Origin of the sequence: Pseudomonas khavaziana, assembly GCF_019145205.1 — a bacterium.
Classification (GTDB): domain Bacteria; phylum Pseudomonadota; class Gammaproteobacteria; order Pseudomonadales; family Pseudomonadaceae; genus Aquipseudomonas; species Aquipseudomonas khavaziana.
In genome coordinates, this window is the sequence record NZ_JAHSTT010000004.1 from 262,176 (window position 1) to 275,640 (window position 13,465).

11 protein-coding genes and 1 pseudogene are annotated in these 13,465 nt (G+C 51.5%); 3 read left to right on the plus strand and 9 right to left on the minus strand.

Annotation, left to right across the window (positions count from 1 at the left end):
* Positions 1 to 123: 123 nt before the first annotated feature.
* Both KVH01_RS12325 and KVH01_RS12330 read right to left on the minus strand, forming a co-directional pair.
* Positions 124 to 1,434, minus strand: coding sequence for a sensor histidine kinase (locus tag KVH01_RS12325; RefSeq protein WP_217881643.1), 1,311 nt, complete (start codon positions 1,432 to 1,434; stop codon positions 124 to 126).
* On the minus strand, positions 1,427 to 2,101 hold the full coding sequence (locus KVH01_RS12330) for a response regulator transcription factor (RefSeq protein ID WP_043047594.1): 675 nt from the start codon (positions 2,099 to 2,101) through the stop codon (positions 1,427 to 1,429). Before KVH01_RS12330 ends, KVH01_RS12325 begins: the two co-directional genes overlap by 8 nt.
* A 285-nt stretch (positions 2,102 to 2,386) precedes the next feature.
* Between KVH01_RS12330 and KVH01_RS12335 the strand changes: the two genes are divergently transcribed.
* Both KVH01_RS12335 and KVH01_RS12340 read left to right on the plus strand, forming a co-directional pair.
* Entirely contained in the window at positions 2,387 to 2,689 is a 303-nt protein-coding gene (locus KVH01_RS12335; protein ID WP_082636708.1) for a hypothetical protein, read from the plus strand.
* Positions 2,690 to 2,779: 90 nt separating this feature from the next.
* Entirely contained in the window at positions 2,780 to 3,169 is a 390-nt protein-coding gene (locus KVH01_RS12340; RefSeq protein ID WP_225924168.1) for a hypothetical protein, read from the plus strand.
* 220 nt (positions 3,170 to 3,389) lie between these two features.
* Here the strand turns inward: KVH01_RS12340 and KVH01_RS12345 are convergent, their stop codons facing one another.
* Positions 3,390 to 4,763 (minus strand): transposase, encoded by a 1,374-nt coding sequence (locus tag KVH01_RS12345; protein ID WP_217881644.1) that lies wholly within the window; start codon positions 4,761 to 4,763, stop codon positions 3,390 to 3,392.
* 325 nt (positions 4,764 to 5,088) lie between these two features.
* Here KVH01_RS12345 and KVH01_RS12350 point away from each other — a divergent pair, with 325 nt between their 5' ends.
* On the plus strand, positions 5,089 to 5,670 hold the full coding sequence (locus tag KVH01_RS12350; RefSeq protein WP_318836573.1) for a DsbA family protein: 582 nt from the start codon (positions 5,089 to 5,091) through the stop codon (positions 5,668 to 5,670).
* A gap of 93 nt (positions 5,671 to 5,763) precedes the next feature.
* On the opposite strand, the pseudogene KVH01_RS12355 reads toward KVH01_RS12350, so the two are convergent.
* The 6 genes and pseudogenes from KVH01_RS12355 to tcuA all read right to left on the minus strand — a co-directional run bounded on the left by KVH01_RS12355 (position 5,764) and on the right by tcuA (position 13,010).
* Positions 5,764 to 6,491, minus strand: a pseudogene (locus KVH01_RS12355) (prepilin peptidase).
* 9 nt (positions 6,492 to 6,500) lie between these two features.
* A complete protein-coding gene (locus KVH01_RS12360) occupies positions 6,501 to 6,962 on the minus strand; it encodes a hypothetical protein (protein ID WP_217881646.1) in 462 nt (153 codons plus the stop codon).
* A gap of 510 nt (positions 6,963 to 7,472) precedes the next feature.
* Positions 7,473 to 8,384 (minus strand): DMT family transporter, encoded by a 912-nt coding sequence (locus tag KVH01_RS12365; RefSeq protein ID WP_217881647.1) that lies wholly within the window; start codon positions 8,382 to 8,384, stop codon positions 7,473 to 7,475.
* Between the two features lie 86 nt (positions 8,385 to 8,470).
* Complete coding sequence (locus KVH01_RS12370) at positions 8,471 to 9,574, minus strand: glutamate-cysteine ligase family protein (protein ID WP_217881648.1); 1,104 nt, start codon at positions 9,572 to 9,574, stop codon at positions 8,471 to 8,473.
* A 53-nt stretch (positions 9,575 to 9,627) separates the two neighbouring features.
* Complete coding sequence (gene asnB / locus KVH01_RS12375; RefSeq protein WP_225924169.1) at positions 9,628 to 11,424, minus strand: asparagine synthase (glutamine-hydrolyzing); 1,797 nt, start codon at positions 11,422 to 11,424, stop codon at positions 9,628 to 9,630.
* Positions 11,425 to 11,468: 44 nt separating this feature from the next.
* Positions 11,469 to 13,010, minus strand: a complete 1,542-nt coding sequence (tcuA, locus tag KVH01_RS12380) for an FAD-dependent tricarballylate dehydrogenase TcuA (protein ID WP_217881650.1) — start codon at positions 13,008 to 13,010, stop codon at positions 11,469 to 11,471.
* Positions 13,011 to 13,465: the final 455 nt, after the last annotated feature.

Sequence of the window (13,465 nt, forward strand, 5' to 3'; positions counted from 1 at the left end):
AAGGCGAACACGGTCGCACAATCTATTTGATGCCCCGCGCTGCAAATGTGGGGGGCTTGCTCCCGATGAGGGAGCGTCAGTCAATACATAGGGGGCTGGCCCACCGCCATAGGGCAAGCCACCTCACACATTTGCAGCGCTCGGCATCACGCGGGTGAAATTGAGGATGACCGTAAACCTCTGTTGCTCACGGATCACCTCAATCTGCCAGCCCAGCTTTGCGCATAACTGCCGCATCAACTGCAACCCAAGGCCATACCCAAAATCATCGGATTCCTGCCGCGGCTTGGCCTCGCTGATGTGGTTGGCAATCACCAGCCGGGGGTATTTGAAACTGATATCCACCGTGCCTTCTTCAGCGTATTGCAGGGCATTGCGCAGGAAGTTGCCGATCACGATGCGGCATGCGGTGGGAGGCAATCGGCAAGGTCCGTTCTGGATGTCGATGCTCAACTCAATATCCCGGTTACCGATCAGGTAGCGGTGTTTTTCAATCAAGTCGCCCACCAGTTCGCTCAGGTCAACGTCTTCTTCCGGCAGCGGCTCGGGACCCTCGCGGCTCATCCACAGCAATGTCTCGGCGATCAGTTGCATATTCAGCACCGAGCGTTCTATGCGCTGCAATGAGGGTGGCAGCACACCGCCCGATTGCAGGGCCAACAATTCGATAGTGGCCTTGAGCACCGCCAATGGCGTGCGCAGTTCATGGCTGGTGTAGCGCAACAGGCGACCTTCTCGCTGGCTGGCGGCCTGCACCTGCTCGACACTTTTGGCCAGGGCGTCAGCCAGCATGTTGAACTCCTTGAAACTGAAACCCGGCCGTGTGCCGGTCAGTGCCTCAGGGTCTTTGAGTGTGCCGGACCATTGCACCAGGCGCCCCAGCGGCCGAACCAGCCACCAGACCAGCAAGGCGATGATGATCAGCGCCGGCACGAAGACAGCCAGGCTGATGAACTTGACACTCTCTATGACCTGATCGAAATAGGCGTCAGACAACGGCGTCTCGACCTCACCCCCGGCTTCCTTATCGTGGTCGATGTCGTACATGTAGAGGGTTTTGCCGTCACCCAGGGGCTGTTCAAGGATGATCTGGAATGGCTCGTCGTCTTCATCGGAATAGAGATCGCCGAAGATATTCACCGCACCGAAGGACAGATTCGGCGGTGTATTGAGCAACTCACGGACGTCCTGCGGCAACGCCTCCTTGCCGATGACGCTGGTATAGAAATAATTGTGCGGCGTCGGCGTGGTCGGGTCCTGCTTGTAGTGCCGGAGAAAATACTGGGCCTCCTCCTCCATCATCGCGCTGGCGGTATAGAACAGGCCGCGCACGGTAAATTCAGGCAGCAGCTTACTGTAGATCACCAGCACCACGGCAATCAGACACAGGAAACTGCCGCTGATTACCCACTTCAGGCTCAGGCCTTTACGCATGGGGTTTTACCTGAATGCCGACACCCGCCAGGGTATGGATCAACGGCCGGCCAAAAGGCTTGTCCACGGCCTTGCGCAACCGATGCATATGCACCTTGAGCGTATCAGTGTCGGGTGGCTCATCGCCCCAGATCTTCGCTTCCAGGCGTTCTCGGGAAACGGGTTGGGGACTTGCGCGCATCAGGCTCTCCAACAAGGTCCAGCAAATGGGTGACAAATGCAGCTCCTGACCCGCGCGGCTGACTTTGCGGGTAGTCAGTTCCATCACCAGATCATCTACTTGCAAACGACTGGTCTGACCGCTGCGGCGCAGGCTCAGTGCACGAATCCTGGCAAGCAGTTCAGCCAATTCGAAAGGCTTGACCAGGTAGTCGTCGGCGCCCGCAGCAAAACTGGCGAGCTTGTCAGACAAGGCGTCCAGCGAAGTCAGCATCAAGATGGGCGTCTGGATGCCTTGCTGGCGCAGCCGCTCGCATAATTGCTGGCCGTCCAGTCGCGGCAGCATGATATCGAGGAGAATCACGTCGTAATGCTGGTTGAGGGCCAGGTTGAGCCCGGTCTGGCCATTTGTGACGTGGTCGCAGACGATGCCGCTGATCTCCAGGTACTCGATGACGGTGGTGGCCAGGTCCAGGTTGTCCTCGACCAGCAGCAAGTGGATATGCACGGAAGAAACCTCAGACAGGTGCAGAGGTTTGAAGGATAACGGAAGTCGAGCGGTTCCCTGCGGGTGTTTACCTGACGTTAACCCAGCGCCGATTAAGCTGAGGTTCCTCTAGTCCAGAGCTCGTCATCGCCATGAACCTGTCTTCGATGATCAAAGGCGTCCTGCTAGCCTTGATTTTCCTCACACTGCTGGTCGGTTGCCTGCCACCGCAAGCTCAGCGGGTGCGTATGGGAGGCAATAGCTGGTTTCCGATTGGCCACAACATCGAGCACTCAGGGTCGTGGTATGTCACCCGTGCATGCTGATGACGTCGGCGCCAGCTATACCAACCAGTTGGTCGCCTGTGTGGTGCTGATTGTGTGTGTGTCGGTTGCGGTGGGTATCTATATCGCGCGCTTGAATGCCCATGTTGATAAGCAACGCGAGCTGGCGTCGGTGTATCTGCACGAATGTCATAATGGGCGCGGGGGTTTTATTGTCTACCCTGATGGCAGACGCAGCGCAGACGACTGCTACACCGCCACAGGGGGTAAATCGACGGATGCCGACGAGCCACAGGATCTTCCTGGCTTGCTTGGGGCTCAATAGCGTTGAATTCATCTGACCCTGCGTTGAATCCGCGCAGGCTTTTGACGGTAGAATCGCTGCGAATTGAGCTCCACCAAGGATAGGAAAGCAATGTATTTCAATTTCATCACTCTCCTCACGCTCACATTGCTCACTGGTTGCGCAGCAATCCCCTACGAAAAGCCGCAAGACCAGTTGAGTATCCAGAAAGACTTGTCTTTAAAACCCGAGGAAATTGTCACAATGACCCAGGTGAACTGGTGCGCCTACGCCTATGGTGAACTGACGCCTTGCCATCCTCAGGAAGCACTGGGGGTTCAGACTCGGACAAAATTGATATTGGCCAGTTACAACAAGCCCCACTACAAAACAATTGTTGAAGTACAAGCCAGCGATGTCATGTGCGCGCACCTACAAACGCCGGTAGACACCACTCCAAATCTGTTTTTGTTCGCGCTGCGTAATTGCATGGACTTGACCACCCATTTGCATTCGGCTTGACCAGTCGTTTGCATCGGATTTGACCAGCGCACTGGGTGACCTTGACCGGCAAAAAACGGCCGATTCTGTTGAAAAAGTCGGATTTTCAAATGGCCTGAACTCAGGCACGACCACCACCGGAGAACCTACTCACCACATTGAGTGGTTTTTCGGCCCTTCGGTGACCTTTGCTGCTCTGCTAGTGGGTTAATTTGAGGTTTTTTGCTTGGTGCAGGCGCACCTATCCCGTGGCTGGTGGCCCTTGAGGTGAAAATTTGGCCAGCCGTCGCAGGTTCTGCACCGCAGCGGCCAGCGTGAACTCATCCGTCGCGCCACTCATGCCACGTAGCCGCAGGCGATCCAATTTCAGGATGCGCTTGAGGTGGGCAAACAACATTTCGACCTTTTTACGTTCGTGGCGAGAGCGCTGATATGCCGGCGTTGCGGCAATGCGCCGAGCCACATCGCGAGCGGCTTCATGGACGCTGCGAGCGATCTTGCGAATCGAAGTGTACGGGCACCACCTGGCTTTCATCGGACATGTCGCGCAGTCGGTCTGTCTGGATCGAAAGATGATGGTGTTGGCTTTGGTGACGTGCGAACGCTCGTTCTTGAAGGCTCGCCATTCGCTGCGCAATGGGTTGCCGGCTGGGCAGCGGTATTCCTCGGCCTCTTCATTCCAGTGGAAATCGTTACTCGAAAAGCTGTCGCTCTTGCGCTCAGTTTTGTCCCACACCGGCACATGCGGCTCGATGTCTTTTTCCTCCACCATCCAGGCCAGCATCGGCGCGGTACCGTAAGCGGTGTCACCAATGAGGCGTTCCGGCTTGATGTCGAACTGCGCTTCGACCCGATCGATCATCTTCTTGGTGCTCTCGACTTCTGCGGTTCGATGAGCCGGTGTGGGTTCCACATCCATGATCACGCCGTGCTCGGTATCGATCAGATAATTCGTGGAGTAAGCGTAGAAAGCAGGGCCGCCTGGAGCAGCCGTCCAGCGGGCTTGAGGATCCGTCAGCGACAGGCGTTTCGGTAGCGTTTCGGCCAAAGCCTCCTCATCGAGGCCTTCAAGGTACTCACGCACGGCGCGAGTGCTCAGGGCCTGATCGCTCCAGTTGATCTGTTCATCACCCGGTACGCCGCGCTGCCGACTCGCATCCGCCTTGATGATGCTGGCGTCCACGGCAAAGCCTTCACCTTTGACCAAGCCTGCGTCCATGCAACGACGCAGCACTTCATTGAACAACCAGCGAAACAGAGCGCTGTCCCGAAAACGGCCGTGTCTATTTTTGGAAAAGGTCGAGTGGTTGGGGACTTCATCTTCAAGGCTTAACCGGCAGAACCAGCGATACCCCAGATTCAAATGGGCCTCTTCGCACAGCCGCCGCTCTGAGCGAATGCCGTAGCAATAGCCCACGATCAGCATGCGGATCATCAGTTCAGGATCAATCGACGGACGCCCGATAGGGCTATAGAAATCGGCGAGGTAATGGCGCAGGTCACTCAGATCGAGACACTGATCAATGCTGCGCAGAAGATGATTGGCTGGGATGTGATCTTCAAGGTTGAACGAGTAAAACAGTCGCTCCTGCCCACTCGATAACTGTCCCATCATGCTCTGTGATCCCCCGCCGGCCAATGAACCAATTTTGCCGCAGGTCAAACAGGGGAGCTACTTTTTCAACAGAATCGGCCAAAAGCCGCCGATCGGGTCAGGCGACTTCCGGCCCGCTTACGTCATTCAGAACTGGCTAATTGGCAAAAGTCAGACAATTGAGCGCGTCTATGAAATCAGGGCCGATTCACCCTCAGCCCGAGAGTGCTGAACACGCCCTCCTTGAAGCACTGCGTAATCAAGCACTCTTGTCATCGAAGCCTACGGCCGAGCTCCACACATGATTCGGTCTATGGGGGTAGTGGGTTTTCTAGGATTATGTTTGGTGACTGTCGGCTTTGCCGTCCTCAAAAGCGAGGTGCAAACACGACAACATTCAGGCCCTTGGACGTTCGGGCAGGTTAATGCTCGCTGGACTGTGACTGAGTTTGCGGATCTGGAATGTCCGTACTGCAAGATCTACACACCGGCTCTGAAAGCCTGGGTCCAGCAGCAGAAGAACGTAAACCTTCAGTGGCATCACCTTCCACTGGACTTCCACGGTTCGACCGCGATTTATGAAGCTAAAATGGTTGAATGCGCGGGAGTGTTAGGCGGCGCGCCGGCTTTCTGGCAAGCCGTCGACCAGGTCTTTGAACGAACTCGTAGCAACGGCCTTGGCTTCAATGGTCAGTTGGACATCTACGACGTTGGTCACCAGGCACTGATGGCCTGTGCTGCAAATAACAAACAGATTTCTCTGCGCATTACCCGACAGGCAGAAGAAGCCCTAAAGTCTGGGGTCACAGCGACACCCACCGTGCTGATTAGAGACAATAAAACCGGAAGGTCTCTTAAACTGGAAGGGCCTGCCAATGATGTGATGTTGCTGTCGGCAATTGACTTGTTGATTGAGAAAGGTAACTAGCTCTGCACCATATTTTCACTATGTGCACACGCGGCCAGCAACCGCCACTCATGTGCGAAAGGTGAAATGTTGGTTGTGTCTAGCCCAGCCGATTTAAACGACCGCCCACGCCGGCGTGTAGAGTAGAGCGAGCCAACCTGCAGCAGCCAGGTATGGACCAAAAGGAATGAGCGCTGTCCGCTCTATTTTGCCAAACGCAAGGAGCGTGCTTCCCACCACAGCAAATACCAGTGACGATAGCACCAACGTCACTGGCAAGATCTGCCAGCCACCCCAGGCGCCGAGCATGGCCAACAACTTCAGATCGCCCTGGCCAATACCGTAATCGCCAGTGATCAACCTGGAAAGGACACGTATGGACCAAAGCACCAGGTAGCCACCCACGACTCCCCACAGGGCATGGACAGGGTTGTAAACAGCTCGAAGCTGTTGACGATCAAGCCCAGTCACAGCAGCGGCCAAACCAGCACGTCCGGCAGCAACTGGTGATCGAGGTCAATCAAGCTCAGGACCAGCAAGCCACCGGCCAACACCAACGCGGCCAAGCCGCTTGGCACAACACCGTAGTACAGCGCTGCCCAGCTTGAAAAGCCTCCCATGACCAATAGCGTCATACTAAATCGAACGTTAATTTGATCAGGCAGTAATGACAGGGACGAACGCGGACGGTGCTCAGTAGGAGATTCTTGCCCCAGCATCTGGGCGGCGTCCAATCGCCATTGTCTTTCCAGGAAAGCAGGAATACTGACAACCAAAGCGCTGACGGGTAATCCGGCCAAAAGACCAACCGTGAAAAGAGCTATCGGTAGTGTGTGGTGCACCTAATTTTCCTAAGCCTTCGTAGCGCTTTGTTTCACGCTCGAATGGACCAGTTGCGCTGCTTTAGACCAAAGTGAGTCAGCCTCCCTTACCCACTCACGTACGTTGTATTGACCGCCCCCAGCCCCGTGAGAAAACTCCCACACAGTGACATGCGGAGAAGTGCCAAATGCTGCTCCAGCGTCAACGGATGGATGTAGGTCGTCGTACGGGGATTCAATACCGTAGCAATGACTCAAAGATGGGTGATCACCAAACGCTTCGATACTTGAGAAAGGCAGAACAGCAACCAAAAGCGTGTAAGTCACATTGTATTCACTATGCCCGCAAGAAAATTCCACTCGAAAATCAGGAGCCCAATTCCCAACTGACGCTGGGTTTGTATGCCAAGTCCAACCAGCAAGGTCAAAGAAGGCCGCCCACTGAGCTTCTAGAGGTGTTTTAAAATCCAAACCGTCGTAAATCGCTGTCATTTTGGAAAACCTCGATTTCGCGGGTGCGTAATTGCGCCCTGGTACTGAGTAATGCCCAGTCAAGTGCCTTGGTGTGCAGCGGACGCTGTCCTACCTATTGTCGGTCACACCAGCCGCGACCAGTAAGTTCGCGTCAGTTAAACTGATCACTGCCTTGGCCGCTCCCAAGCAAAATACGGGGCCGTTTGGGTGTCCACCCTCTATCCTTGCATCCGAAAAGCTTTCAGGGCAGAACGACACTTCGTTGATCTTGATGATCCCCGCGCTCTTGTAGATCGTTACTGTGCTTACCATAAATACCTCTTTTTCATATCCACTTCGGCTTGCATGGGGGTTTCTGTTTTGGTCTAAGCAAACTCAACGTAAGCCAAGAACCACGATGACCATCCTCTTTCGCCTTCAGGGCGCCTTCGGTTGGTTCAGTTACACCACTCCCCGGGACACGATCACCAGTTCTGTCAGATACGCAGCAGTTCCGCGGGATCTGGTTAGCAGCCAATGCTCTATCAGCTACGTGGAATGCCTCATACGCAGATTTTCTAACGCCAGAATGGGTAATACAACCAAAGCAACACCAATAAGCTGCGACTCGTTCAAGCGTTCACTCAAAAAAATCATGCCAAGCAAAACTGCCGTGATTGGGGAGGACAGCTCTAACACAGATGCATAGCTTGCCGATACGTGTTTCAGGCCCTTATAAAAAGCCCATGTGGGAACGGTGACTGTGACAAACGTTAGGATGAATACTGTAGGGAGGAAAGGTGTCTGATAGGGCCACTGCGCGACAGTTGAACTATAACTCGAGAAATCAACTAGTGGTATTAGCAGCGACGAGCCTATAAAATACCTGAAGAAGGTCATTTGAGCAGCCGAAGGCGAGGCATCCATGATAGTTAGACGCCTCCCGATAACGCCACTAAAAGCCCACCCAAGCGCACTAGCTAACGCTGCCAGCAGACCAATGATAGTCATGTGCGCAGTCTCAAAGATTTTCATCGGCTCTGGCACCGCCACCAAGAACGCACCCAAAATGCTTACAACTGATAAGAGTATCTCCGTCCGCGTAAGGCGCTCTTTAAGGAAAACATAAGCACATACAATGACAAATACGGGCTGCAACTTTCCGACTACGCTCGCAACTGAGAGGCTCAGGTGGTCTATCGCAATATAGAGCATGCTCGTCCCAATTGAGTTTCCGAAAAAGGCCATAGCTATGAGAAGATATGGGGCTTGACGAAAGCTTTTCCACAATTCAGATGGCCTGAACCAAACAGAAACTAGGCTTATACATACAAAGGCCGAGTTAATCACGTTAAGAAACAGTGGGTCGACATAGACCAGAAGATATTTTTTCGTAAACGCTGAAAATCCCCAAAGAATCCCAGACAATATTATTAGGGTCGGCCCCCACGAACTTTTCATCGGCATCCTTCTTTTCATTGGCTGGATATGTGCCTCCCTGATTGAAGGCACATAGTATGGTAATCGTCCGGGACATATGAAATTAGTTATTTGCCAACCAGTTCTGAGTTTTCCCGCAGAACATTCTGTATAGAGCCAAGGTGCAAATAACGCTCGACAGTTCTCTGTGCTTGCGTAATCCGTTGGTCGCGAAGGGCCCAAAGTGGATTAAGTAAATCCGCGTTGAAGCCGTTCCGCGTAAGCGCTGCGGCAGCTGCCTCTAGAACCTTCGAAACAGCATCCGCGGGATTGAATTCTCCGAAATTTCTGTCAACTAATACAGCGTCGTAACCAAACTGCGCTACTCTTCGGATGTTCTCCTTCGAAAACCTGTCTGGTAGGATCGGGAATTCCGCATCCGACAAAATAATTCCAAGACTAAGCGCGGCGTAGGCCGCGTGCATCCTTAGATCATTGGTAGCGTCAAATAGGGTTATTTCTTTTCTGTGATGTTGGTCGTCACGGTAGTAGATTGTATTGCGTGTGAAAGTCCTACGGTAAGATCGCTCTGAGTGAGCCTGCACACCCATAGGCGTCCACAGTTCGCCCAACCGAAATGGAGTATTCGCCGCGAGGATAACCATAACCGGTGCTGCGTATGAGAAACGCAGATCCAAAGCAAGCCTATCCAGCGCGTTTTCGCGATCGTCTGGCATGCTAATATTTATGGCTAGCCCCTGAGTGGTCATGGCCACTTCAGCCGATGACCACCCGATTAGATCCCGCTCGCCTTTTTCACCCACGTAAGCGGGTTGAAAAGGGTGATTTCCGTGGCAGCAAAGTCTAAGTCCGGCTTTAGAAACTTTTGCCTGCAAGCTGTTATAGAGCCTCTCGAAGGATTGAACGGATTGCTCAATCGAGAAATCAATCGGAGTCCTAATTTCGACCCCTTTGACGTCGACACGAGACGCAACCTTGCCACTTGTCTCTGTATCGTATCCTTCTAAGTAATAGGGGCCCTGCCCGGATCCAGTGTATTTTTCCACTAGGTAATCAGCGCTCTCAGTTGTAATTGAGTTAACACTGTCTCGGAGAATTTCAAACGGCATCTTATCCCCGAATAGCGGATTATAATCACTATCGGTAACCATGACCTCCGCTTCCCATCCGAATTTAAACTTGTCGAAATTTAGCTCATAAAATGTCGGCATTTGTTGAACCTCGAACAAATAAGGGGAATTTAATTAAGTGCAAATGACATACGTCAAATGGCGCTGACCTGATCAATCCAAACCGAATATACTGTCGCCGCCCAAAGCGCGAAGGATGCGTCTCTGCTAGGGTTGCTTCCCTGTTCGGTTAAAAGGCTAGACAAACGCTCGGTATCGAACGGTGTATCCTCACGCATGCGCTTAGTTTTCACTGCTTCATTTACGAAATCATAGAGGCGGCTTCCTTTGTGCATGAGACTTGTAATAGGGAGCGTGAAAGGCTGTTTTGGACGATCCATTACCGAGATCGGGAGAACGCCCTTAGCAGCCTCGTATACAACAGCCTTTCCTCCAGCGGCGTTTCGTAAGTTGATGTTATCTTCAAGCCTTCGCGCAAAGTCGACTATGCGAGGCTGGCAGAATGGAACTCTCACTTCCACACCTGACGCCATGGCCAACGGCTCCGCGCGATGCAGAACATAATGGCAAAGGTTGCGGTTTTGCTCAAAAGTTTTAACAGCCTGCTCCCGCGTCCCTGTGAAGGACAATAACTCGTCAGTGAACTCTCGATCAATCTTGTCGTTGTGATCTGATATTGATCTGAGGAAGTCAGCCTTGAAAAGAGACGCTCGCGTCTCCCGCGAGCAGGGAGCCATGCCGTCGAGATATGCAGTGGGCCAATCACTACCCTCGTGGGATATGGATTTAACCATCCTCGTGTAACCGCAAAAGAGTTCGTCGGCGCCTTCACCAGTTAGCGCTACGCGATAACCACGATTGCCAACTTCTTGAAACAGGCAAAATGCACTCAGTGCGTGCGGAGCGGCATTTGGTTGCCCAAGATGGTAAACCATTTTAGGCAAAAGGTCTGGTATACGATCAGGATCAAGTACGGCGTCGTAATGGTGTCCGCCACTAATTTGAGCCACGTCCCATGCATAACGGCGCTCATCGAACGGCCAGTTTCCTTTACAAGAAACATGAAACGATGGAAGGGGCTGCGGGGATCTGTGATTCGCAAGGATTGTTATTAAACTTGAGTCTAACCCGCCGCTGTTCACTGAGCATACATTGGCATCGGCGACTTTGAGACGATTGACTTCCCAAGCAAGAAGTTCTTTGAGCGCCTCGCCTGCCTCAGGTAGTGACTTCGGAATGCTTTCTCCATAGACTATACGAGATTGATAACGCATTGTGCGAAGAGGCTCACCTTGTCTCTGCGAAACTATAGTAGAAGGAGGGATGCTTGAAACGTTCTCGATGAAAGTCTGTCCATCGCTAACCGCTCGAACAGTCATGTATTGGTTCACCAAATCGTGACGAATGCGAGTTGGATTTAAGCCGAAGCGCAGGAGGGCGAGCAACTCAGTTGAGAATACGACACTGTCACCACTCGGCGAGCGACCGTAGTAGACTGGTTTCATTCCAACACAGTCAGTAGCTAATATGAGAAGCGGCTTATCATTCCTTTTATCGAGAACAGCGATCGAGAACATGCCATCGAGATATTCAACGAATGAAGGGCCATATTCGACGTACATAGCCGGTAGAATTGATCCATCGCATTGATCGCCAAAGCGATAACCTTTATGCTCGAGTTTCCGCCGAAGATCATCATGGTTATATATTTCGCCATTTAAACAGACATAAATGTTTTGAATGCTCGCATAGGGCTGACGACCGCCGCTAGGGTCAGTAATCGCTAGTCGGTTGGCTCCAATGCCGCAATTTGGAAAAGACACATACGATTGTGCATCTGGGCCCCCGTGCTTTTGAGCCTCTGAAACACTTTGCATCCGGTATTGAAGGGAATTGTTGGAACTTGTCAAATAACCGAAAATCCTACACATATAAACTCCAGCTAATTAGTAAAATATCCGCATTCAATGCTCGGTCAATTGACCAAATAGTTTGGTGAAAAACTCATCATTTCATGCGCTTGTCTCGAACTATTGGCCGCGCTGTAACCAGCAATGCGTCCAAAAACCGTGCCTGACGTGAGGCCGGCTCCACTTGGGTATCCATTGAAAAAAACGCCACCGACGATCTCACCGCAGGCGAAAAGTCTCTGAATTATAGCGCCGTCTCGATTAACAACCGCACCATCTGCGTTGATCTCAATGCCGCCGTATGTGAAGGTAATCCCTCCAGTAACAGGATACGCTCTGAATGGCGGTGTATCTAAACATTGAGCCCAATTGGTCCGTGGCGGAATCAACCCGTGCGCACCTTTCCCGTCTTTCACGCTTGGATCGAAGACCACAGTATCATCGACCGATGCATTAAATTCAGAAATGGTTTTCAATGCAATTTCGGCATCAATATTATTAATTTGACTTATTAGATCGTCCAGGGACTCACTTTCGAAGTAATCCATTTTGGATAAATTATATTCATCATATAAATGCGGTATACTCTTAGCATCAAAAAATTGGTAAGCGACACTGTCGCTCTGGAGCATTATATCGCGACCATATTGAGCATACGTGTTATTGCGAAAGTCGGCCCCTTCGTTGACAAACCGGCGCCCCTCTTTGTTCAGCATCACGCCCAAATGATAGCAAACCTTTCTAGCTCTTAAGCGTTGTTTCTTAGAGAGACCTTCGAACGACCCATTCTCTGCGGTAATTCCTGTTGGCACTATATGGCATCCTTCATAAATACCGAAGGGATTAGCGCCAGCCTTAAATGCTATCTTTAGTCCGTCGCCAGTGTTGTGCCTGGTACCGCGTACCAAAGCATTGCTGACATCCGCTCCAATAAACTGAGAAAGCATTTCTTTGTTAGATCCAAAGCCACCTGAAGCCAAAATTATCGAATGTGCCTTCAAAACGCTTTCGCTTTCATCACTATTTTTGACTTGAATTCCCGTTATCCGACCGTCAACGATAACGAGATGCTGTGCAGAACATGAATAACGCACTGCCCCACCTTTTTCCAAAAATGCGAGGCGTTGAGACTCAGCTAATCCCAAACCTTCACCAACACAGCGAAGGATAGAGCCTCCCCAAAAAGAATATCCGCCCTCAGTTTTTGTAGCTTGAGCATCGTAATTTGGCTCAAAAAGAACCCCCTTCGAACGCAGCCAAAGTAGCGCTTCGTACGAAGCGTCGACGAGCTTGAGCTGATTGGAAGTCGGTGGCGAACCGTTGTTGTACTGAGTTAAGTCTGCAAGAAAATCATCGCGTGTGTAAATCGGGAATCGCGTAACTGAAAGTCTCGGATCGGCATATCCATCGATTAACTGGTTTATGGATGCGGTGTTATCTATCGTGCACCGCATCGACCCAGCCGAATAGGCAGTGTTACCGGACGCATCCTCGAAGCTGGCTTTCTCGATCACAAGAACACGCTCGGTAATTTCTAATGCCGCGAGCGCCGCGCTCATGCCAGCGTTGCCTGACCCAACTACAATTACATCATAGATTGTATTCATAAATTTTGTTCCAACATGATATATATCAATGAGCATCGTACTCGATAGCCAAACATACATTTGGAATCGTATTGGCGATGGACGATGCCGTACTTGAAGCCATGACGAGGGAACTCTCGAGAATGGCTACGGCGCTTCTGAAAACCATGACCCATGATCAAGGCAGCGAGATGGCAAAACACGCCTAGCTCACGGCTCGCACGGGAATCTGATATTTTTCAGTATTTCTTCAATTCGAATAACTCTGTAAAAATGGCTAAACCTTGAGATTATATTTAAAGGTACCACCTCTCTATAAGCCAGAAGAGCACTAAGCTGCTTTTCAAATTCCATAAGCACAACCAATTAATTTAACTCTTCTTACTCAATATTACTCCCATGGTGCTTATTATTTTCGCAAAGATCTATTCTTCTATTCTTCTATTCTTCTATTCTTCTATTCTTCTATTCTTCTA